General features: G+C 57.5%; 15 protein-coding genes and 2 tRNA genes. 7 read left to right on the top strand and 10 right to left on the bottom strand.

Features of this window, described 5'->3' with window-relative positions:
• Window positions 1-46 precede the first annotated feature (46 nt).
• Both MT962_RS11840 and xni read left to right on the top strand, forming a co-directional pair.
• On the top strand, window positions 47-1414 hold the full coding sequence (locus MT962_RS11840) for an L-serine ammonia-lyase (protein WP_024561568.1): 1368 nt from the start codon (window positions 47-49) through the stop codon (window positions 1412-1414).
• Window positions 1415-1540: 126 nt separating this feature from the next.
• A complete protein-coding gene (xni, locus tag MT962_RS11835) occupies window positions 1541-2296 on the top strand; it encodes a flap endonuclease Xni (protein ID WP_247365661.1) in 756 nt (251 codons plus the stop codon).
• Window positions 2297-2718: 422 nt separating this feature from the next.
• On the opposite strand, the gene rlmM is transcribed toward xni, so the two are convergent.
• The 4 genes from rlmM to MT962_RS11815 all read right to left on the bottom strand — a co-directional run bounded on the left by rlmM (window position 2719) and on the right by MT962_RS11815 (window position 5740).
• Window positions 2719-3819 carry a 23S rRNA (cytidine(2498)-2'-O)-methyltransferase RlmM gene (gene rlmM, locus MT962_RS11830; RefSeq protein ID WP_024561570.1) on the bottom strand — a complete coding sequence of 367 codons (1101 nt, stop codon included), beginning with the start codon at window positions 3817-3819 and terminating at the stop codon, window positions 2719-2721.
• Window positions 3812-4207, bottom strand: coding sequence for a DUF423 domain-containing protein (locus MT962_RS11825; protein ID WP_024556435.1), 396 nt, complete (start codon window positions 4205-4207; stop codon window positions 3812-3814). The genes rlmM and MT962_RS11825 overlap by 8 nt, the downstream gene beginning before the upstream one ends.
• A 45-nt stretch (window positions 4208-4252) precedes the next feature.
• Window positions 4253-5170 carry a glycine cleavage system transcriptional regulator GcvA gene (gene gcvA, locus MT962_RS11820; RefSeq protein ID WP_024556436.1) on the bottom strand — a complete coding sequence of 306 codons (918 nt, stop codon included), beginning with the start codon at window positions 5168-5170 and terminating at the stop codon, window positions 4253-4255.
• A gap of 342 nt (window positions 5171-5512) precedes the next feature.
• The gene (locus MT962_RS11815) at window positions 5513-5740 is read right to left on the bottom strand and encodes a YgdI/YgdR family lipoprotein (protein ID WP_024556437.1); all 228 of its coding nucleotides are present in this window, start codon (window positions 5738-5740) and stop codon (window positions 5513-5515) included.
• A gap of 191 nt (window positions 5741-5931) precedes the next feature.
• Here MT962_RS11815 and csdA point away from each other — a divergent pair, with 191 nt between their 5' ends.
• Both csdA and csdE read left to right on the top strand, forming a co-directional pair.
• Window positions 5932-7137, top strand: a complete 1206-nt coding sequence (gene csdA, locus MT962_RS11810) for a cysteine desulfurase CsdA (protein ID WP_024561571.1) — start codon at window positions 5932-5934, stop codon at window positions 7135-7137.
• Complete coding sequence (gene csdE, locus MT962_RS11805) at window positions 7138-7581, top strand: cysteine desulfurase sulfur acceptor subunit CsdE (RefSeq protein ID WP_024561572.1); 444 nt, start codon at window positions 7138-7140, stop codon at window positions 7579-7581.
• On the opposite strand, the gene tcdA is transcribed toward csdE, so the two are convergent.
• Window positions 7582-8391 carry a tRNA cyclic N6-threonylcarbamoyladenosine(37) synthase TcdA gene (gene tcdA / locus MT962_RS11800; RefSeq protein ID WP_024561573.1) on the bottom strand — a complete coding sequence of 270 codons (810 nt, stop codon included), beginning with the start codon at window positions 8389-8391 and terminating at the stop codon, window positions 7582-7584.
• Between the two features lie 57 nt (window positions 8392-8448).
• Window positions 8449-9546, bottom strand: a complete 1098-nt coding sequence (mltA, locus tag MT962_RS11795) for a murein transglycosylase A (protein ID WP_024556441.1) — start codon at window positions 9544-9546, stop codon at window positions 8449-8451.
• 203 nt (window positions 9547-9749) lie between these two features.
• Between mltA and MT962_RS11790 the strand changes: the two genes are divergently transcribed.
• Together MT962_RS11790 and MT962_RS11785 are read left to right on the top strand one after the other, a co-directional pair.
• Window positions 9750-9826 (top strand) — tRNA-Met (locus MT962_RS11790).
• A 40-nt stretch (window positions 9827-9866) separates the two neighbouring features.
• A tRNA-Met gene (locus MT962_RS11785) sits at window positions 9867-9943 on the top strand.
• 60 nt (window positions 9944-10003) lie between these two features.
• On the opposite strand, the gene amiC is transcribed toward MT962_RS11785, so the two are convergent.
• Window positions 10004-11251, bottom strand: a complete 1248-nt coding sequence (gene amiC, locus MT962_RS11780) for an N-acetylmuramoyl-L-alanine amidase AmiC (RefSeq protein WP_024561574.1) — start codon at window positions 11249-11251, stop codon at window positions 10004-10006.
• A gap of 232 nt (window positions 11252-11483) precedes the next feature.
• Here amiC and argA point away from each other — a divergent pair, with 232 nt between their 5' ends.
• Complete coding sequence (gene argA / locus MT962_RS11775) at window positions 11484-12815, top strand: amino-acid N-acetyltransferase (protein WP_024561575.1); 1332 nt, start codon at window positions 11484-11486, stop codon at window positions 12813-12815.
• Between the two features lie 26 nt (window positions 12816-12841).
• Here the strand turns inward: argA and recD are convergent, their stop codons facing one another.
• Genes recD through ptrA form a run of 3 tightly spaced genes read right to left on the bottom strand, consistent with a single transcriptional unit; the run spans window position 12842 to window position 21101 of the window.
• Complete coding sequence (gene recD, locus MT962_RS11770; protein WP_247365658.1) at window positions 12842-14677, bottom strand: exodeoxyribonuclease V subunit alpha; 1836 nt, start codon at window positions 14675-14677, stop codon at window positions 12842-12844.
• Complete coding sequence (recB, locus tag MT962_RS11765) at window positions 14674-18216, bottom strand: exodeoxyribonuclease V subunit beta (RefSeq protein ID WP_247365656.1); 3543 nt, start codon at window positions 18214-18216, stop codon at window positions 14674-14676. Before recB ends, recD begins: the two co-directional genes overlap by 4 nt.
• Window positions 18213-21101: a pitrilysin gene (ptrA, locus tag MT962_RS11760; RefSeq protein WP_247365654.1), complete on the bottom strand. Its 2889-nt coding sequence runs from the start codon at window positions 21099-21101 to the stop codon at window positions 18213-18215. Before ptrA ends, recB begins: the two co-directional genes overlap by 4 nt.
• Window positions 21102-21230 lie beyond the last annotated feature (129 nt).

The following is a 21230-nucleotide window of genomic DNA, read 5'->3' as shown; positions in this document are numbered from 1 at the left end:
CCTGCGGCGGCGCACCTCGCTTCTCTGCGCAAGCCACGGACGCATCATGATCAGTGTTTTCGATATCTTTAAAATTGGCATTGGCCCTTCCAGCTCTCACACCGTAGGGCCGATGAAAGCGGGCAAACAGTTTACGGACGACCTTATCGCGAAGGGAGTACTGCACAACGTCACCCGCGTGGTGGTGGATGTTTATGGCTCGCTTTCGCTGACCGGCAAAGGCCACCATACCGACATCGCCATTATTATGGGGCTGGCGGGCAACCTGCCGGACACGGTAGAGATAGACGCTATCCCACATTTCATTCAGGACGTGAATACTCACGGTCGCCTTATGCTGGCGAACGGTCAGCATGAAGTCGAATTCCCGATAGACCAGTGCATGAATTTTCACGCCGACAACCTTTCGCTGCACGAGAACGGCATGCGCATTACCGCGCTGGCGGGTGAGAGCGTGCTCTATAGCCAGACTTACTACTCCATCGGCGGCGGCTTTATTGTCGATGAAGCGAACTTCGGCCAGACCAGCGCCGCGCCGGTTGAAGTGCCTTATCCTTATAGCAACGCGGCGGATCTGCAGCGTCACTGCCAGCAGACCGGGCTTTCACTCTCAGGCCTGATGATGCAAAACGAACTGGCGCTGCACAGCAAAGCGGAGCTGGAAGCGCACCTGACGAGCGTCTGGGAGGTAATGCGCGGCGGCATTGAGCGCGGCATTACCACCGAAGGTGTGTTGCCCGGGAAACTGCGTGTGCCGCGCCGCGCCGCCGCGCTGCGCCGTATGCTGGTCAGCCATGATAAAACCACCGTTGACCCGATGAACGTGGTGGACTGGATAAACATGTTCGCGCTGGCCGTTAATGAAGAGAATGCCGCGGGTGGACGCGTGGTTACCGCGCCGACTAACGGCGCGTGCGGCATCGTACCGGCGGTGCTGGCTTACTACGACAAGTTCATCCGCGAAGTAAACGCTAACTCTCTCACCCGTTACCTGCTGGTGGCGAGCGCTATCGGTTCGCTCTATAAAATGAACGCCTCGATCTCCGGCGCCGAGGTGGGTTGTCAGGGAGAAGTGGGCGTCGCCTGTTCGATGGCGGCGGCGGGGCTGGCTGAGCTGCTCGGCGCAAGCCCTGCGCAGGTTTGCATCGCCGCTGAAATCGGCATGGAACATAACCTGGGGCTGACCTGCGACCCGGTAGCAGGCCAGGTGCAGGTGCCCTGTATCGAGCGTAACGCCATCGCGGCGGTGAAAGCGGTTAACGCCGCGCGTATGGCGCTGCGCCGCACCAGCGAACCGCGCGTCTGCCTCGATAAGGTTATCGAAACCATGTATGAAACCGGCAAGGACATGAACGCCAAGTATCGCGAAACCTCCCGCGGGGGGCTGGCGATGAAAGTCGTCGCCTGCGATTAAACCACACGCTTTTCCGCCCCGCCCGGGGCGGAATTTTGCGAGACGCCTTCCTGATTTGCGCCCTTTTCTGGCCCGCACCCTGCTGAAATGATAGGGTTAGCCCATCTTTTACAGTGGGATAAGACAGTGGCTCATTTATTAATTGTCGACGCACTCAACCTGATTCGGCGCATTCATGCGGTGCAGGGCTCCCCCTGCGTTGAAGCGTGCCTGCACGCGCTTGACCAGTTAATTTTGCACAGCCAGCCCACGCATGCGGTGGCGGTTTTTGATGATGAAGCGCGAAGCCAGGGCTGGCGGCACCAGCTGTTGCCTGACTATAAAGCCGGTCGTCCGCCGATGCCGGAAGCGCTGCAGGCGGAAATGGGCGCGCTGCGCGAGGCGTTCGCCCGTCACGGCGTACCCTGCTGGGTAAGCGAAGGCAACGAAGCCGACGACCTTGCGGCGACGCTGGCGGTAAAAGTCGCGGCGGCGGGCCAGCAGGCGACGATTGTCTCTACCGACAAAGGCTATTGCCAGCTGCTTTCTCCCACCATCCGCATTCGCGATTACTTTCAGAAACGCTGGCTGGACGCGCCGTTTATCGCCGCAGAGTTTGGCGTAGCGCCGCAGCAGTTGCCTGATTTCTGGGGCCTTGCCGGCATCAGCAGCAGCAAAATTCCAGGCGTGGCGGGCATTGGCCCCAAAAGCGCGACGCAGTTGATTATGCAGTTCGGCAGTCTGGACTCGCTCTATGCACAGCTCGACGACGCACCGGAGAAATGGCGCAAGAAGCTGGCGGAGCATAAAGAGAGCGCCTTTATCTGCCGCGATGTCGCGCGGCTCAAAACGGATTTACAGCTGGACGGCAACCTGCAGCAGTTGAGACTGGCGGGCAGATAAAGCGGCCAGCGGTACGCCGCTCGCCGCACGCATTGTGAATGCCATAAACGGCCATTCGGGGCGGCGTGACGCTTATAAACTTTATAAAGAAACGACCGGTGACGGAGAGACGAAAATCGCCTCAGCTTTTTTACGGTGGCGGGGTCGCGCCCAAGGGACATGCCTGACCCGAAGCCAGCGGCAAAAAGATAAGGTCTCCCCGTAGGGGCGATTATCCGCCGAGAGGCGGGGTTGTTAAGAGGGCGACGAGTCTCCTGAACGCGTTCGCGTGAGAAAAGTGACGTAAAGCACTCACGCGTCGGTGAACGTAATGTCTTCTCACTTCTGCATACGCAGCTTCGCACGCTGGGCGTATAAAAAAGGCGGATACGCTACGCTTATCCGCCTCTCATCGTCACATTTCACTTTTGCAGGTTAACGGCTTACCGCTCGTCGCGACGCCCGCCCACCGCGGCCCACCAGCGGCGGACATGCACGGTAACTTCTTCACGGTCATGGTAGAGCTGGCGCGCCTGAATTTCAGCGTTAATGCCGTTTGCTTCCAGCTGCTCGCGAATAAAGGCGATATTCTGCGAAACCTCTTCATAACGCTTTTTCATCGGCAGCTTCAGGTTGAAAATGGTTTCACGGCACCAGCCGTTGACCAGCCACTGCGCCATCAGCGCCGCCACCTTCGCAGGCTTCTCCACCATATCGCACACCATCCAGGAGATGTTGTTGCGGTTCGGGCGATATTTAAAGCCGTCTTCGCGCAGCCAGGTGACTTGTCCGGTATCCATCAGGCTCTGCGCCATCGGACCGTTATCCACCGAAGAAACCCACATGTTGCGTTTTACCAGCTGATAGGTCCAGCCGCCCGGACAGGCACCGAGGTCTACAGCATACATCCCGTTTGCCAGCCGTTCGTCCCACTCATCAGCCGGGATGAAAACGTGAAACGCCTCTTCCAGCTTGAGCGTTGAGCGGCTCGGCGCGTCAGCCGGAAACTTCAGCCGCGGAATGCCCATATAGAAAGGCGAGTTGTTGTCTGAATACGAATAGCCGGTATAACAACAGCCTGGCGCAATAAAGAAGACATGCACAACTGGTCGCTTCGGTGTTTCATAGCTCGCGAGGATCTTCGCCTCACGCAGCGCCGCACGCAGCGGCACCGTGAACTTGCGGCAGAACTTCATCAGTTCTTTGCTTTCGTTGGTATCCGCCACTTCCACGCGCAGTTCACCGCCCTTTTCCACCACGCCCTGCAGCATGCCGACAATCGGCGTGACGCGGTCTTCCGGCGGCAAATCGGTTAACAACTCGCCCGCCACTATCATCTGGCGCGCAAAAATCAGCGAGCTGAACGGCAATTCGCGTCCCAGCTTGTCCGCTTCTTGCGGCTGGTAGCACTCAAACACCACATAGCCGGACTGCTCTTTCACGCGGGCGAAACCGTAGACGCCACGCTGCGCCGCTTTGTCGGTTATCTCCGCCGCGCACTCTTTCTCAAAACCCTGGCGGCAGTACAAAATGACCTTATTCATGAACCGAACCTTTACGCTTCAGACGCACCGCGCCAATTAACATTAACACCCAACCGGCGAGAAAACTCACGCCGCCTACCGGCGTGACAAACGCCCAAAGCCGCAGGTGCGAAAGCGCCAGACAATAGAGGCTGCCGCTGAAAAGCACCGTGCCGAGCGCGAGAAAAACGCTGCTCCAGTAAAACCAGATGCTGATGCGGCGCTGCATCGCGACCGCAAGACCAAGGATAGCCAGCGTGTGGAACGCCTGGTATTCCAGACCAGTCTGGATCCAGCCCATCTCCACAACGCCTAAAGATTTGCTTAAAACATGCGCCCCAAAAGCGCCGAGAGCCACAAAAATAAAGCCACTTACCGCGGCGAAAATCAGCATAAAACGGCTGGTCATAATGTAACCCTAAAAGTCAGGCGCGCCGGGGCGCGCGATATGTTGTTATTGCTCGTAGCGAAAACGAAATTTTTCCTGCTCGCTGGCCGCTTTCGAAAGAATCCACTGACGAAAGGCCGCTATTTTACCCAGTTCTGCCTGACTGTCATGACAAACCAGATAAAACGCGTTCTTACTGACCAGCACATCGTTAAACGGGCAAACCAGGCGGCCCGCCTCAATCTCTGATTGCGCCATAACATTATTAGCAAGCGCAATGCCCTGGCCATGAATAGCCGCCTGCAGCACCATGGCGCTGTGGCTGAAAATTGGCCCTTGCTGCACGTTAATATGGTTAAGACCAAGCTGACGCGTATAAGTTTGCCAGTCGCGACGAGAGGCGTCGTGCAGCAGCGTGTGCTTTTCCAGATCTTGCGGCGTTTTCAAAGGTTTATCGCCCGTGAGCAGCAGCGGAGAACAGACCGGCAGCAAATATTCGGCATAGAGCTTTTCTACCCTCAGCCCAGGCCAGTTGCCGCGACCGTAAAAAATCGCCACGTCGACATCATCCGCCAGCTTATCTTCTTCGCGGTCCACCGCCTGGATACGCACATCAATGCCCGGATAAGCGGAGTTAAAGCTGGAAAGCCGTGGCACCAGCCAGTGTATGGCGAAGCTTGGCAGCAGGCTCACCGTCAGCGCGCCTTTGGCGCTGCGGGCCTGTAGCTTGCGTGTCGCTTCGGTAAGCTGAGAGAAAATCTCTTTAATATCGAGAAAGTAGCTTTGCCCCTCTTCGGTAAGCAGCAGCGAGCGGTTGCGCCGCCGAAAAAGCTTCAGCCCCAGGAAATCCTCAAGCGACTTAATCTGATGGCTGACCGCCGCCTGGGTAACAAAGAGTTCATCAGCGGCTTTGGTAAAGCTTAAATGGCGCGCGGCGGCGTCAAAAACGCGTAATGCGTTCAACGGGGGTAATCGCTTGGACATGGTTGTCGGGTTTCGTGTTAACGCTCATTAACAAAAAGGATGACAGGACGTCACCTATTAGTTTTTTTTATCTGAGGCATTATAAATTGTCCGTTGAGGTTGCACCAGCAAATACCTATAGTGGCGCCACTTCCTGAGCCGGAACGAAAAGTTTTTCGGGATGAGCGTTCTGAGGGACTTTTGGCTTACGGTTGTGATGTTGTGTTGTTGTGTTTGCATTTGGTCTGCTATTCAGACCATGGTAGCGAAGCTACCCTATTTCACTTCCTGTACATTTACCCTGTCTGTCCATAGTGATTAATGTAGCACCGCGAATTGCGGTGCTTTTTTTTGCCTGCTCGCTTATTTCTCCAGCGCCACCATCTCTTTCACGTCAGAGCGGTTGATCTGCTGCTGGTTGCCGTTGGCGTCTTTATACTTAATCATACCGGTGTCATCGTCAGTCTTCGGTTTGCCGTCAGAGACGATAGAGCGGCCATCGTTGGTGTGCATTACGTAGTTAGGGCCAGAACAAGCACTCAGAGCGAAGGCCATAATACAAGCAGATACTACAGCGGCTGTCTTTTTCATATTCTTCTCCTTGTAGAGTTTAATGCTATGTAAACTTCTTCTGCTGACAGGCTTAAATGTTCACCTAACATTATTCAGCATAACCCTCCCTCCCCGTTTTGCCAGAATAAACAGACTAATCCGATGGTTATGAACTCCCTTGTCCTGACGCGATAAATGCGCGACGATCGAGCGCTATCACGAGGAGCATTATGACAGCATTTAATCCCGCCCGTTTTCGCGGGCAGTTCCCGGCGCTGGCCGACGCGGGAGTCTATCTCGACAGCGCCGCCACCGCCTTAAAACCGCAGGTGGTGATTGAAGCGACGCAGCAGTTTTACAGCCTGAGCGCAGGCAACGTGCATCGCAGTCAGTTCGCCGAAGCGCAGCGTTTAACGGCGCGCTATGAAGCAGCCCGCGAAGCGGTGGCGCGGTGGCTTAACGCGCCGGACAGCAAAAACATCATCTGGACCAAAGGCGCGACCGAAGCGCTGAACCTCGTCGCACAGTGCTATGCACGCCCGCGGCTGAAAGCGGATGACGAAATCATCGTCAGCGAAGCGGAGCATCACGCCAATCTCGTCCCCTGGCTGATGGTGGCGGAACAAACCGGCGCGCGGGTGGTGAAGCTGCCTGTCGGCGCCGATCGCCTGCCCAATCTCGCAAAGCTTCCTGACTTACTCAACGAGCGAACCCGTATTCTGGCGCTGGGACAGATGTCGAACGTGACCGGCGGTTGCCCGGACCTTGCGCGCGCCATCACGCTTGCGCATCAGGCGGGGGCCGTGGTCGTGGTGGATGGCGCTCAAGGCGTGGTGCACTGCCCGCCGGACGTTCAGGCGCTGGATATCGATTTTTACGCCTTTTCCGGCCATAAATTATACGGGCCGACCGGCATCGGCGTGCTTTACGGCAAAGGCGAGCTGCTGGAGGCGATGTCGCCGTGGCTCGGCGGCGGCAAAATGATCACCCACGTCTCGTTCGACGGTTTCAAAACCCAGCCGGTGCCTTACCGTTTTGAGGCGGGCACGCCTAACGTGGCGGGCGTGATTGGCCTGAGCGCGGCGCTGGAGTGGCTTGGCGACATAGACTTGTTGAAAGCGGAAAGCTACAGCCGCGGGCTTGCCACGCTTGCTGAAGCGGAGCTGTCAAAGCGCCCGGGTTTTCGTTCTTTCCGCTGTCAGGATTCGAGCCTGCTCGCCTTCGATTTTGCAGGCGTACACCACAGCGACATGGTGACGCTGCTTGCTGAATATGGCATCGCGCTGCGTGCGGGCCAGCACTGCGCTCAGCCTTTGTTGGCGGCGCTGGGGGTCAGCGGCACGCTGCGCGCCTCGTTCGCGCCTTATAACACCCAGGGCGATGTCGAAGCGCTGATTGCCGCGGTAGACCGCGCACTGACTATTCTGGTGGACTAGATGACAACAGGTTACCTTGCCGGGCATCCGTTCGGCGTTTCCATTACCGCCGACACGCTGCGGCAAACTTTTGGCCCGCTCACGCAGTGGGAAGACAAATATCGTCAGCTCATCCTGCTTGGCAAGCAGTTGCCTGCCCTGCCGGAAGATCTAAAGCGCGAAGAGATTGAAATACCAGGCTGCGAAAACCGCGTCTGGCTTGGCCACAGCCGCCAGCCAGACGGGACGCTGCACTTTTACGGCGACAGCGAAGGGCGCATTGTGCGCGGTCTGCTGGCGGTGCTGCTGGTGGCGGTAGAAGGGAAAGCGCCGCAAGCGTTGCTGGCGCACGACCCGCTAGCGCTCTTCGACGAACTGGGACTGCGCGCGCAGCTTAGCGCGTCGCGCAATCAGGGGTTAACCGCGCTGGCCGAAGCGGTGAAGCAGGCGGCTCGCGCAGGGTAATTACCGCGCCTCGCGCGCCGCTTTCGCCATCATTTTTTTCAGCGCATGCGAGACCGCCACAAAGCCAAACGTGGCGGTTACCATCGTCGCCGCGCCGAAACCAGAGGCGCAATCCATCCGCTTCGGCCCTTCGGCCGTGCTTTTCATGGCGCACACCGTGCCGTCCGCCTGCGGGTAGACCAGCGCTTCGGTGGAAAAAACGCAGTCGACGCCAAGCTTGCCTTTGCTGTTTTTCACCACGCCAAAGTCGCTTTTCAGCCGTTCGCGCAGCTTCGCCGCCAGCGGATCCTGAATGGTTTTCGCCAGATCCGTCACCTGAATCTGCGTCGGGTCAATCTGCCCGCCCGCGCCGCCGGTGGTTACCAGCGGAATTTTATTACGCCGGCAGAATGCGATAAGCGCCGCTTTAGGCCGCACGCTGTCGATGGCGTCGATAACGTAGGTGAAGTCCTGGTTCAGGTGCTGCGCAACGTTGTCGGCCGTGATGAAATCATCCACCACCGTGACCCGACATTCCGGGTTAATCTGCCGGATACGCTCCGCCATGACTTCCGCTTTCGCCAGCCCCACGTTGTCGCGCAGCGCATGGATTTGCCGGTTGGTATTGGTAATACAGACGTCATCCATGTCGATAAGCGTAATGGCGCCAATGCCGGTGCGGGCCAGCGCTTCCGCCGCCCACGAGCCGACGCCGCCGATACCGACGACGCAGAAATGGGCGTTGGCGAAAAGCTCAAGCGCGGTTTCGCCATATAAACGGGCGGTGCCGCCAAAACGGCTTCGCCAGGCATCAGTAAGAACGACTGCCATGATAACCTCGGGTAATACGAATGAGCGGGCGGCTGAACCGCCCGCGAAAGGCAGGGATTAACCGCTGAAGACGTTGCCCGCACCAGGCGCCGATTTCAGCACCCATACGCGACCGTAGTGATTATACCATCCCGCGCGGTGTCCCGCGTCGGGGCCGATACCCTGATAAATATCGAAGTGCTGACCTTTAATAGCGCCGCCGACATCCAGCGCCACCATCAGGCGCAGCTCATATTGTCCGTTGAACTTGCCGTTGTTGTCCAGCAACGGCACTTCTGCAAGCAGCGTGGTGCCCGCCGGGATAATCGAGCGGTCGGAAGCGACCGAAGCGCGGCCTATCAACGGCACCGCGCTCGCCCCTTTTACCGGCGCGTAAGACTGCGGTTTAAAGAAGACGAAAGAGGGGTTTTGCTCCAGCAGTTCACGCACTTCCGCTTCGCTGTGGGTTTCGCCCCACTGGCGGATCGCCTGCATCGACATATCCTCTTTTTTCACTTCGCCGCGGTCGATAAGCACCTTGCCGATGCTGCGGTAGGCGTGGCCGTTTTTACCTGCATAGGCGAAGAAGTTGAGCGGACGACCATCGCCGAAGTCGATATAGCCGCTGCCCTGCACGTCCATAATGAAGTTATCCATCAGGGAGTTGCTGTAAGCCAGCACGTAGTTTTCACTCAGCGCCCCCGCGTAAATCTCGGCGCGGGAAGGCAGACGGCCGCGCTTGGGCGGCATGCGGTAAATCGGGTACTGGAATTCGCCCTGACGGGTGTAGCGCGCCTGCACGACCGGGGTGTAATAGCCCGTGAACTGCACGTTACCGTAATTATCCGCCCCTTCCATCTGCCAGGCGTCAATGCCGAACTGGCGCAGCGTGCGGGTGTCGCCGCCTGAGCGCAGCCACTCTTGCACGGCGTTATAAACGCTGCTCTGACTGCCGTATAAGCGCGGCGAGGCGTTACGAATTTCGCTGACCTGCTGGGAAAAATCGCCCGCGTTGATGGGCGCGCCCACGGCATCCGGCTGGTTTACCAGCGAGAACGGCTGATGAAATTTGCCATCTTTATATTGTTGACCGCGATCGGTCGGTTTAGAGGAACAGGCCGCGAGGATAGCCACCATCGCTCCTGTCGCCAGATATCTTGCCAGACGCCCTTTCATTACTCTCTCCAGGTTACCGCTTTCCGCAGGCGAAGATAGCAAACACGCGGGGTCAATGAAACGGATTCGCCTTAAGTAGAATCAAATAAGGATAAAAAATAAACAGATGGCGGGATATTTCAGCAACAGGGCAGAGGAATAGCGGTTTGTTTTAAAAAAAGGTTGCATCAAGATGTCAGCAGAGTATAGTGCGCTTCCACGGACGCGGGGTGGAGCAGCCTGGTAGCTCGTCGGGCTCATAACCCGAAGGTCGTCGGTTCAAATCCGGCCCCCGCAACCAATAACGCGCCGTGCGCGACAATGTGAAGAAGTATGACGGACGCGGGGTGGAGCAGCCTGGTAGCTCGTCGGGCTCATAACCCGAAGGTCGTCGGTTCAAATCCGGCCCCCGCAACCAACAATAAAATGAACACCCTTTCGGGTGTTTTTTTATGCCTGAAATTTGCCAAAAGGCGCGTTAACCGCGCCTTGCCAGCGTTCCGCCATCGGCGAAATAGGCTTTAATCCCCGCCAGAATCGAAACGGCCACCTCTTGCTGAAACGCCGCGGTGCGCAGCTTTTTCTCTTCTTCCACGTTACTAATAAACGCGGTTTCCACCAGAATGGAAGGGATATCGGGCGCCTTCAGCACCGCAAAGCCCGCCTGATCCACGCTGTTTTTATGCAGCTTATTCACGCCGCCCAGGCGGTTTAATACCTCTTTGCCAAACTTCAGGCTGTCGGAAATGGTCAGCGACTGCACCATATCGAACATGGTGTGGTCGAGATAAACATCCCCGCTCTTGCTGACGCCGCCCACAAGGTCGGCGGCATTCTGCGTCTGCGCCAGATATTTCGCCGCGGCGCTGGTGGCCCCTTTTGTCGAGAGCGCAAAAACGGACGAGCCGCGCGCCGCCCGGCTGGTAAAAGCATCGGCGTGAATGGAGACAAACAGGTCGGCGCGCTGCTTCTGCGCCTTCGCCACACGCACTTTGAGCGGGATAAAGATATCCTCGTTGCGCGTCATATAGGCTTTCATGTTGATCTCTTTTTCAATCAGCGCCTTGAGCCGCCTTGCGATTTGCAGCACCACATCTTTTTCACGCGTTTTATATTTACCGATGGCGCCGGGGTCTTCCCCACCGTGCCCGGGGTCAATCATGATGACAATAGGTCGGTCGCGCCCCGCTTTACCCGGCTGCGGTCCACCCTGCGGCGTTTTTTGGTCGAGTTCGCCTTTATTGTAATCTTCCAGCAACGCCAGCAGCGGATCCTGCTCGCTGGCGCTGTCCGCCGGGTAGAGATCTATCACCAGGCGCTCTTTAAACTCCGCCACCGGAGCAAGGGCGAAAAGGTGCGGCGTAACGTTCTTTTTCAGTTCAAATACCATGCGCACCGTTTTCGGGTCGAACTGCCCGACGCGCGCGGATTTGATAAAGGGATCGTTGTCGCTTATGTGGTTGCCAAGCCCTTTCAGCACGGAGTTGAGGTGTACGCCTTCGATATCGACCACCACCCGCTCAGGGTTGCTCAGCGCAAACTGGCGATACTTCAGTACACGGTTAGATTCGAGCGTAACGCGGGTATAAGCGGAGGCGGGCCAGACGCGCACCGCCACCACCTGGCTTGACGCGGCGAAACCAATCTGGCTGACGCTTAATAACCACATGGCGCCCGTCCCCTGCAACAGCTGACGACGGCTTAAAGATTTACTGGAACCAGACATGCCTCTCCCGAGCAGAATAAAAACCAAACCCTGACATAACATCGTAAAAACAGGCGGAAAACTTTAGCGAATGGTGCTTTAGCTGTCATCTATAAAAGGGTAAACAATCACGTTGGGCGGCTTTTGCCCGATGTTCAGCGCTTGCATTGCGCGAAATTGTTGCTTGCATGGCGGGCAGGAAAAGAATAAAAATACATAAATTACGAATAATCATGCATTGAGAGGTTTAGCCGTGGTGAAGGAGCGTCGAACCGAGCTGGTCCAGGGATTCCGTCATTCTGTTCCCTATATTAACGCGCATCGGGGAAAAACGTTTGTCATTATGCTTGGCGGCGAAGCCATTGAGCATGAGAATTTCTCTAATATCGTCAATGACATCGGCTTACTGCATAGTCTTGGCATCCGGCTGGTGGTCGTCTATGGCGCTCGCCCGCAAATAGACGCTAACCTTGCGGCCCATCATCACGAACCGATTTATCACAAACATACCCGCGTGACGGACGCCCGCACGCTCGACCTGGTAAAACAGGCGGCTGGCCTTCTACAACTCGACATTACTGCGCGCCTCTCCATGAGCCTGAATAATACGCCGCTGCAGGGCGCGCATATCAACGTGGTAAGCGGCAATTTTATTATCGCCCAACCGCTCGGCGTGGATGACGGCGTGGACTACTGCCATAGCGGGCGTATTCGCCGCATTGATGAAGAGGCGATCCATCGTCAGCTCGACAGCGGCGCGATTGTGCTGATGGGGCCGGTGGCGGTTTCCGTTACCGGTGAAAGTTTTAACCTGACATCGGAAGAGATTGCGACGCAGCTGGCCATCAAACTGAAAGCAGAAAAGATGATCGGCTTCTGCTCTTCGCAGGGGGTGATGGACGAAACCGGCGCTATCGTCTCCGAACTTTTCCCGAACGAAGCCCAGGCGCGGGTGGAAGCGCTGGAAGCGGCTGGAGACTATCACTCCGGCACCGTGCGCTTTTTGCGCGGCGCAGTGAAAGCCTGCCGCAGCGGCGTGCGCCGCAGCCATTTAATCAGCTATCAGGAAGATGGCGCGTTGCTGCAGGAGCTTTTCTCACGCGAAGGGATTGGCACGCAGATAGTGATGGAGAGCGCCGAGCAGATCCGTCGCGCCACGATTAACGACATCGGCGGCATTCTGGAGCTGATCCGCCCGCTGGAGCAGCAGGGCATTCTGGTACGCCGCTCCCGCGAACAGCTAGAGATGGAGATAGACAAGTTCACGATTATTCAGCGCGACAACCTGACTATCGCCTGCGCCGCGCTCTATCCTTTCCCGGAAGAGAAGATTGGTGAAATGGCCTGCGTGGCGGTGCATCCGGACTACCGCAGCTCGTCGCGCGGCGAGGCGCTGTTGCAGCGCGTGGCAAGCCAGGCGAAGCAGATGGGGCTGAGCAAACTTTTTGTGCTCACCACCCGCAGCATCCACTGGTTCCAGGAGCGGGGCTTTACGCCCGTGGACATCGACTCGCTGCCCGAGAGCAAAAAGCAGATGTACAATTACCAGCGGCGCTCCAAAGTGCTGATGGCGGACCTTACCTAGCGCTCAGGCCGCGCGTAAGCGGCCTTCTATTCCTGAAAATGCGCCATCAACCCGCTGCGTCGCTCGGTACGGGTGGCGATAGCCTGCTCAAATACCCGGTCATCGGTATAAAGCGAAAGCCGGCTGCGGGCGCGAGTAATGGCGGTATAAACCAGCTCCCGCGTCACGACCGGCACAAACTGACCGGGCAGGATCAACGCCGCGTGATCAAACTCCGACCCCTGTGATTTATGTACCGTCATCGCCCAGGCGGTATCGTGCGCCGGAAGACGGCTCGGCTGCACGGCCTTCACGGTGCCATCCGGCATAGGGAACCAGACGCGCAGCCCCTGCCCCCGGTCGAGCGCAATGCCGATATCGCCATTAAACAACCCCAGCGCGCTGTCGTTACGGCTAATCATTACCGGCCTGCCTTCATACCAGCGAGAAAGCGGCGCGCGTGTAATAACCCGCCGCTGCGCCAGCGCCTGCTCCAGCCGTTCGTTTAATCCGGCAACGCCGAAAGGCCCTTCGCGCAGCGCGCAAAGCAGCTGAAATTCGCCGAATGCCTGCAAAACCGTTTGAGGTTCGGCGCCTTCCTGCAACGACGCGAGAAAACGCTGATAGCCCTCCAGCGACTCGGCAATCATGCGCGTGTAATCTTCGCCGCTTTGCAGCGGCTTTTTGGCGATATCGTCAAAATTTTGGGAAAAGGCGCTGCGCGCCGCCCGGTGGTCGCTGCCGTTGACCGCAAAAGCCAGCCGTCCGATACCGGAATGGCTGCCGAAGCGATAGCTTTTTTGCAGCAGGCAAAGGCAATCTCGCAGTTGGGCGGCCTGTTCGCTCTCTCCTGCGGCTATCTGGCAGCCCGTAATACGGCTTAACTCCTGCGCCCTGGCGGCGGTAAAGCCATGGCTGACGTAGTGACAAATGTCACCCAGCACGGCGCCGGCTTCGACTGAGGCGAGCTGGTCGCGATCGCCCAGGAAGATCACTCGCGCATGAGAAGGCAGCGCCGCGATAAGGCGCGCCATCATCGGCAAATCGATCATTGAGGCTTCATCCACCACCAGTACATCCAGATGCAGCGGATTACCCTCATGATAACGCAGCCGCTGGCTGCCAGGCTGCGCGCCCAGCAGGCGATGCAGGGTGCTTGCGTCGTCCGGCAGCGCCTCTTTTTGCGTTTTCTCCAGCGGCAGACGGCGCAGCGCAGCGCCGAGCGACTCAGTCAGGCGCGCTGCCGCTTTGCCGGTCGGCGCGGCGAGGCGAATGCGTGGAGGTTTGTCGCCCGCCAGCCGCACTATCGCCGCCAGCAGTTTTGCCACGGTGGTGGTTTTGCCGGTGCCGGGACCGCCGGATATCACCGAGATACGGCGGGTTAACGCCACCGCCGCCGCGACTTTCTGCCAGTCAACCTCGTCAGTTGGCGCAAAAAGTTCATTAAGCACCTGGTTTAGCTTCGCCTCATCCGTCGTGATGACCAGATTTTGCTGGCGGAAGAAGGCGGCGACCGCCTGTTCATGTCGCCACATGCGGTTGAGATAAAGCCGTTCGCCAATCAGCTTAAGCGGCGTTGGCGCGCCGTCTTCGCTGACCGCTCTTGAAGCCAGCAGCACCTCGCGCCAGTTTTGCGGATTGCCTGCGGCGTCGAATAACGCCTGCGCGAGCGGCTCCTGCTGCCTGCCGGGGAAGCAGTGCTCAACGCAAAGCCGGCTTACAGGCAGGCAAACATGCCCTTCACCTGCGTCGCGGCTGACCAGCGCTGCGGCCAGCATCATCGCGGGCTCTTCATTGCTCGCTACCATCATGGCGAACTGCGCATCCAGCGGACGCAGCAGCTTGTGCCGGACCGCCTGTTGAATAAGTTCCTGCATCTTCATGACGCTACCTCCTGCTCACCGGCAAACAACGCATCCATACCTTCTACCAGCTCAAGCGCCGGGCGGGTGGTGAAAATGCCCTGCGAAGCGTCATCACCCGTGACCCCGCGCAGAAAAAGATAAATTACGCCGCCAAAATGGCGCTCATAGTCATAATCCGCCAGCCGGTGGCGCAAATAGCGGTGCAGCGCCAGCGTATAAAGCTGATATTGCAGATCGTAACGGTGCGACTGCATCGCCTGCGCCATCGCGTCGCGGGTATAAGCCGCCGGGCTGTCGCCAAGCCAGTTCGATTTATAATCGAGCAGGTAGTAACGCCCCTGCCAGCGAAACACCAGGTCGATAAAGCCTTTCAGCATGCCGCGAACCTGACGGAAATCGAGTGGCGGACAGCCAGCGGAAAGCGGATCGTGACGGCGAATCAGCGCGTCCAACGCCTGCGGGGCGAGCGTGGCGTTAATCGGCACATAAAACTCCAGCTCCACCTGTTTGTCCTTCGCAGCGAGCTGATTTAACGATACGCCGCTATCATTTAGCGGCGCGCGCAGTACGCTTTCTATCCACTGCGTCATAACAGGCTGCCAGCTTTCGTCAAAACCACCCAGCAAAAGCTGCTCGCTGACCCACTCCTCCCGCACAGGCTGGGTGAAGTCCAGGTTTTCAAACAGGCCGTGCAGGAAAGTGCCTGGCGAAGCCCCGCGAGGAAAGGTGTGCGGCGTCATCGCCGGCGCGCTTTGCGTCTCGCGATCGCCTGCCGCGTCGATATCAAGCTTCGGTACCCAATCCTGGGCAAAAGTAGGGCCGTGCTGCTGTAACCCGGAATAGCTGGTGACGCGCCATTCATCAACGATACGACGCTGCAACTCACGCGCAGCGAGGCTCAACGCTTCGCCGGGCGGCGGCGTCCAGGGGCTGTTGTCCGGCTCTGCCGGCTCGTTTAAGGCGATAGCATCATCGCAGAGAGCCTCCAGGCAGCGTTTGAGGCCGTTCGCATCCAGCGCCTCGCCTCGCTGAATAAGACGCCCAAGCGCGCTACGGTGCAGATCGGTTTCACCATTCTTCGCTCCGCGGCTGCGAAAAAGAGGCGCAATGCCCAGACTGCAATGCCAGACCGAGCGGGTTAAGGCGACATAAAGCAGACGTAAATCCTCCGCCAGCCGCTCCGCCTCGGCAAGCTCCACGCTGCTCGCGTCGTTGCTCAAATCCAGCACTGCCGCAAAGGTTTCGCGGTCATGGTAAAAACCCATTTTTTGTTCGCGGAAGTCGGCGATAAAAGGCAGCCAGACCAGCGGATATTCCAGCCCTTTGGATTTATGGATAGTGACTATCTGCACCAGATGCTTATCGCTCTCAAGGCGCAGTTGCTGGCTGGCGGCGTTCGCATCCGGCTCGGCGATATGCTGCGCCAGCCAGCGCACCAGCGCGTACTCGCTGTCCGCTTGCGCGGAAGCCTCCTGCAATAATTCACTCAGGTGCAGAATGTCCGTTAACCGCCGCTCGCCACCTGGCGTCGCCAGCAGGTTTTCCGCAACCTGACGCTTTGTCATCAGCACGCGCAGCATAGGCATTACGCCGCGCTTAAGCCAGATTTGTCGGTAGCCGTCAAACTCTTCGACCAGTTCATCCCAGGCGCTTTCATCGCGGTTAAGCGCTTCGATGGCCCGCGCGTCCAGCCCGAGCATGCTGGCCGCCATTGCGCTGCGCAGGCGGGTTTCCACCTCCGGCGCCAGTACGGCCTGCAGCAGCCAGAGCAGTTCCAGCGCCTCCTGAGTGGCGAAGACGCTGTCGCGATTCGAGAGATAAACCGAAGGAATATTCAGCGCATTCAGCGCCTCGCGCACGACCGAAGCTTCAATACGGTTGCGCACCAGCACGGTAATATCGGAAGCCTGCACCGGCCTTGCTTCATCGCCTTTGCAAAGCAGCGCTTCGCCGCGCAGCCCTGCCGCCAGCCAGTCGCGGATCTGGTGGGCGCAAACCTGCGCCATATATTGTTGGTAATCGCTTACTCCGGCGCCTTCGCCCTCCATTAACCAGAACCTCATGGAAGGCTGGGTCTGGCCGTGCATAGTAAAACGCAGCGACTGATTGCGCGGCGCGGATTTTACCGGCTGGAAAGGAATATCCTGAAACAGAAAAGGATTATCGAGCAGGCTGAAAAGTCGGTTAACGCTTTCCACCATTCCCGGCGCGGAACGCCAGTTGGTATCAAGAGTATAGTGAGCGCTAACTTCGCTACGCGCCTTCATATAAGTAAAGATATCTGCGCCGCGAAACGCGTAAATCGCCTGTTTCGGGTCACCAATCAGCAGCAGCGCGGTATCAGGCTGGCCAAGCCAGATGCGACGGAAGATACGGTATTGTTGCGGGTCCGTATCCTGAAATTCATCGATCATCGCCGCCGGATAACGGGTACGGATAGCCAGCGCCAGCGCGTCGCCTCCTGACTGATTCAGCGCTTCATCCAGCCGGCTTAACATGTCGTCGAAGCCAAGCTCGCCGCGACGGCGTTTTTCCTGGGCGACGGTCGCGCGGATCTCCGCCATCGCCCGCGCCATTACCAGGTCGCGGATGGTTAATGGCTCCAGCAATAGCTCGTCGATCGCTTCAAATAGCGGATGGCGAGGCGGCTCGCCCTTTTTCGTTTTTTCAATCAGGTTGGACTGGGCGAATTTGCCCAGCGCGTCCGGCAACTGGTAAGACTGCGTTTCTTCCTGCGCCCAGGCGTTGACCTTATCGAGCCAGGCAGGCAGGTTTTTACTGCTGAAGCTTCGCTTATCGACGCCAGAACCGGCGATCATGGCGCCAATCTCATCCGCAAGCGAACGCCACTGGCTTTTAATCTGATCGATACGGTCGATAATTTGTTGATGCCGCGCCTCCAGGGTTTCCGCATCCTGCGGCGGCGCTTTAATTTGCGGCGCTTCGCCATGCAAAAAGCCGCTGATATCGCGCAGCAGCGACTCCGGCCCGTCCCACAGTTCGCTGATGGCGCGGGCGACTGCTTTAGGCAGCGGGTAACAGTGGCGCCGCCAGAAATCGGCGCACGCCTGGTAGCGCAGCAGAGATTCATCTTCAATCAGCTGCTGTTCAAATGGCATACCGGACTCAAAAGCATTCAGGCTCAGCATGCGCTGACAAAAGCCGTGAATGGTAAAGATAGCCGCTTCGTCCATCTGCCGCTCCGCCAGCAGCAGCGTTTGCGCCGCGTGACGCTTATCCGGGATTTCATCCAGCAGCCGCTGATAAAGCGGGTCGTCGGTGCGTTCGCGCAGGCAGGCGACACGCAGCTCGTGGATATTGCTGCGGATACGCCCGCGTAGTTCTTCCGTCGCGGCCTCGGTAAAGGTAACGACCAACAACTCTTCAACAGATAGCGGACGGGGATGGGCGTTCTCGCCGCCCAGCCCCAGCAAGAGCCGCAGATAAAGCGCGGCGATGGTAAAGGTTTTTCCGGTCCCGGCAGAGGCTTCAATCAGCCGTTCACCCAACAACGGCAAGCGAAGGGGATCAAGGGACTCTGCGCGTTCATCGGTCATTCTTTGTCACTCATCAGGGGTAAAGATTGTTGCAAACCGCTGACGCTCTCCTGCACTTCCCAGCCTTGCGGCGCGGCGTATTCTGCCTTGCCGTTATGAATACCGGAGACCTGAGACAAAACGGCCATGCCGGTAGGATCAATCACAGCCTGATGGAAGAAATCGGCCAGTTTTTGCGGCGTCAGCGTTTTAATTTCCGCGATTACTTTATCACGTGAATCAAAAGCCATATTCCCCCGGTCAAAATCTTTACTTACCCGAGAGGCTTCTTCCGAAAGCGTCTGGGGAGCCTGGAGCATCTGGTTGATAACGCCCTGCTGCGTTTGGGCGAACTCCTGCGGGTCGAGCTTACGCAGGCGCTCTTCCGCCGTGGCGAAGAAGGCTTTATACCGCTCCCACAGGAAAGCGGGCTGCTTATCGCTGCTTTGCAGCAGGAAACCCAGCCCCCACTGGCGGCCAATGCCCATCGGGAAAGCGAAAACGGCATATCCTAGCTGTTCCTGAGTGCGCAGTTGGGTATAGAACCATGGCTGAATAATCTGGCCAAGCAGCGCGCTGTAAGCGGAGCTGACGGTTTCGTTATACCCTTTCGGTACGAACACCGCCGCTAATGCCGAATCAGTGCTGCTGCCCGCTTTGTTAAAAATAACCTGCCGCTTTTTGTCCACCACCACGTCTTTATTACGGCACCACTCGTTGCCATTCGCGCCAAGCGATGTCTTTACATCATGGGCGAGCTTGCTGGCCTGCTCCGGCGTTATATTGCCAAGCATCAGGAATTCCGGGCGCCCCTGAGTTTTGAGGTTGTCGCGATAACGCATGACCTCCTGCAAGGTTATCTTATCCAGCAGCGCCCGACGCGCTTCGCGCTGAAAATAAGGCACCTGAGAAACCATCTGCACGGGCATAATAGCCTGCTCGTAGGCTTTGCCTTTATCTGCCGATTCCAGCATTCGGCTATACCAGGATTTCGCCTGCGCCAGCTGTTCTTCCGTTGCGCTGTAGGAGAAATAACCGTTCAACAATGCCTGGAAAAGCTGCGGCAACCGCTGCGTGTAACCGTTAGCGTTAAGCATCAGCCCATTGTTGGCGTTGGTGGAAAAGCTGATGCCGCCGACCGCCGCCTGATTGCTTAATTCGTCCAGCGCCACCCCAGCCAGATAATCATTAAGCGCGAACAGCACCTGATTTTTAGCGCTGTCCATCGCCTGGGGATTACGCAGCACCATCGTGATGTCCGCTCTCGGCTCGCTGCTGAAATACTGGCTTGGGCTGTAAACCACGCGCAGGCCTGGCTCATTCACCAGCAACTCTGGATGAGCGAAAGCTTTCTCCGGCTTGATAAGCGTGAAATCATCCGGAATGTACGGGTTCAACTCGGGTAATTTAAGGGAAATATTACCCGCCTGCTCGCGCCAGCTTTTCAGCGTGGCGGCAGGAATTTTGTCCACCTGGTAAGGCGCATCGACAAAATAGGCCATTTTGTTATGCGGTTCGTCAGGGCTGATATACCAGACGCGGGCGTTCTCCGGCGTCATCATTGCCAGCCGCGCGTTAATCGCCTGCGGATCGTAGCGATCAGCAATATTGACCACATCCAGCGTGTGCTCAACCGGCACGCGGATCATGGTGTCCGCCAGCCACTCCACATAATCCATATCCCGGGTGATTGAGGGATAGCGGAAATCGAGATCAAGCACGTTCGCCAGTTCGTCGAAATAGCGTTTGTCGATGCCTTTTTCACGCAACTTATTCAAATAGCTGAAGACAGCGGCGACAACCCGGTCGCGCTGAGCCAGCCCTTTGTCCGTGAGAGTAACAGAGATAGCGAGCACGCCGCTGTTGCCGTTAACCACCGGATCGGAGTCGGCGCGTACGCCTTCGGCAAGCCCCTCGTTTTGCAGCCAGTCGGAGAGGGTGTCAGGGCTGCGGTTGCCAATGAGATAACCGATAAGCTCATCGGTTTTACTGCGAAACTGGTCGCTATTGTTATCAATGCGAAACTCTACGCGCACAACCTTACGCGGCATGACCGGCACATAATGAATAATGAGGCCCTTCTGCGCCTCGGTCACCACAGGTACGTTTATGGCGGGCTTTTCAATATTTTTGTTCGGCACGCGTCCGTAAGTTTCTGCCGCAAGCTTCGCCAGTTCCGGCAAGGGCCGGTTACTGTAGATCACCGCTTTCATCAGATTGGCGGAGTAATATTTATCGCGAAAGGCCACCAGCGCTTGCTGCAACGGGCTGCCCGGCTTATCACGCAGCGTCTCAAGGTTACCGCCGGAGAAGCGCGAACCGGGATGGGCCGGATTAAGCGTTTCAGCGCTGACCTGCGCCATGCGCATACCGTCGCGAGCGCGAGCCATCGTCAGCTCAGCATTTACTGCGTTACGCTCGCGTTCAGCATAGATTTTCGCAAGCGTGGGTTCAGCAATCGCATCCGCCAGTCTGTCCACTGCCCCATCGAGCGCGTCGTTTTCCACTTCCAGATAAAATGCGGTGCGATAAGGGGCGGTGCTGGCATTGTGACTGCCGCCATGCATTTTGAGGTATTCCGCAAGGCTTTCGGGCTGCGGATACTTTTTCGAACCCATCAGCGTCATATGCTCAAGGTAGTGGGCAAGGCCGAGATGGGCATCTGGATCTTCCAGCGAGCCTACGGGCAACACGAGCGCCGACAAAGATTTAACCGCTTGCGGATCGGAGACCAGCAAGACCACCATACCGTTATCCAGGCGAATGGCCTGATACTGGCGGTTATCTTTTTCGCTTTTACGGATGGTTTCCTTGATGGGTTGCCAACCTGTATCTGCCTGAGTGAGAGGAGCCCAAAGGGCGACGGATAAACAGAGCGCTTTAAACCAGGTCTGGCAATCAGGCATTTACGAACCTCTTAATCACAAAAACTCCTGAGCTTTTCATCATTAACGACAGCTTTCCCGTTACGGGATGGTTTTGTATTTTTGCATCAGCCCTGAGCAAGATGCGCATGATAAAGGAAACGGATCCTG

Origin of the sequence: Franconibacter sp. IITDAS19 (assembly GCF_023079515.1) — a bacterium.
Taxonomy (GTDB): Bacteria; Pseudomonadota; Gammaproteobacteria; order Enterobacterales; family Enterobacteriaceae; genus Franconibacter; species Franconibacter pulveris.
The sequence above is the reverse complement of the archived record's forward strand: the minus strand, read 5'-3'. Positions and strand labels throughout refer to the sequence as shown.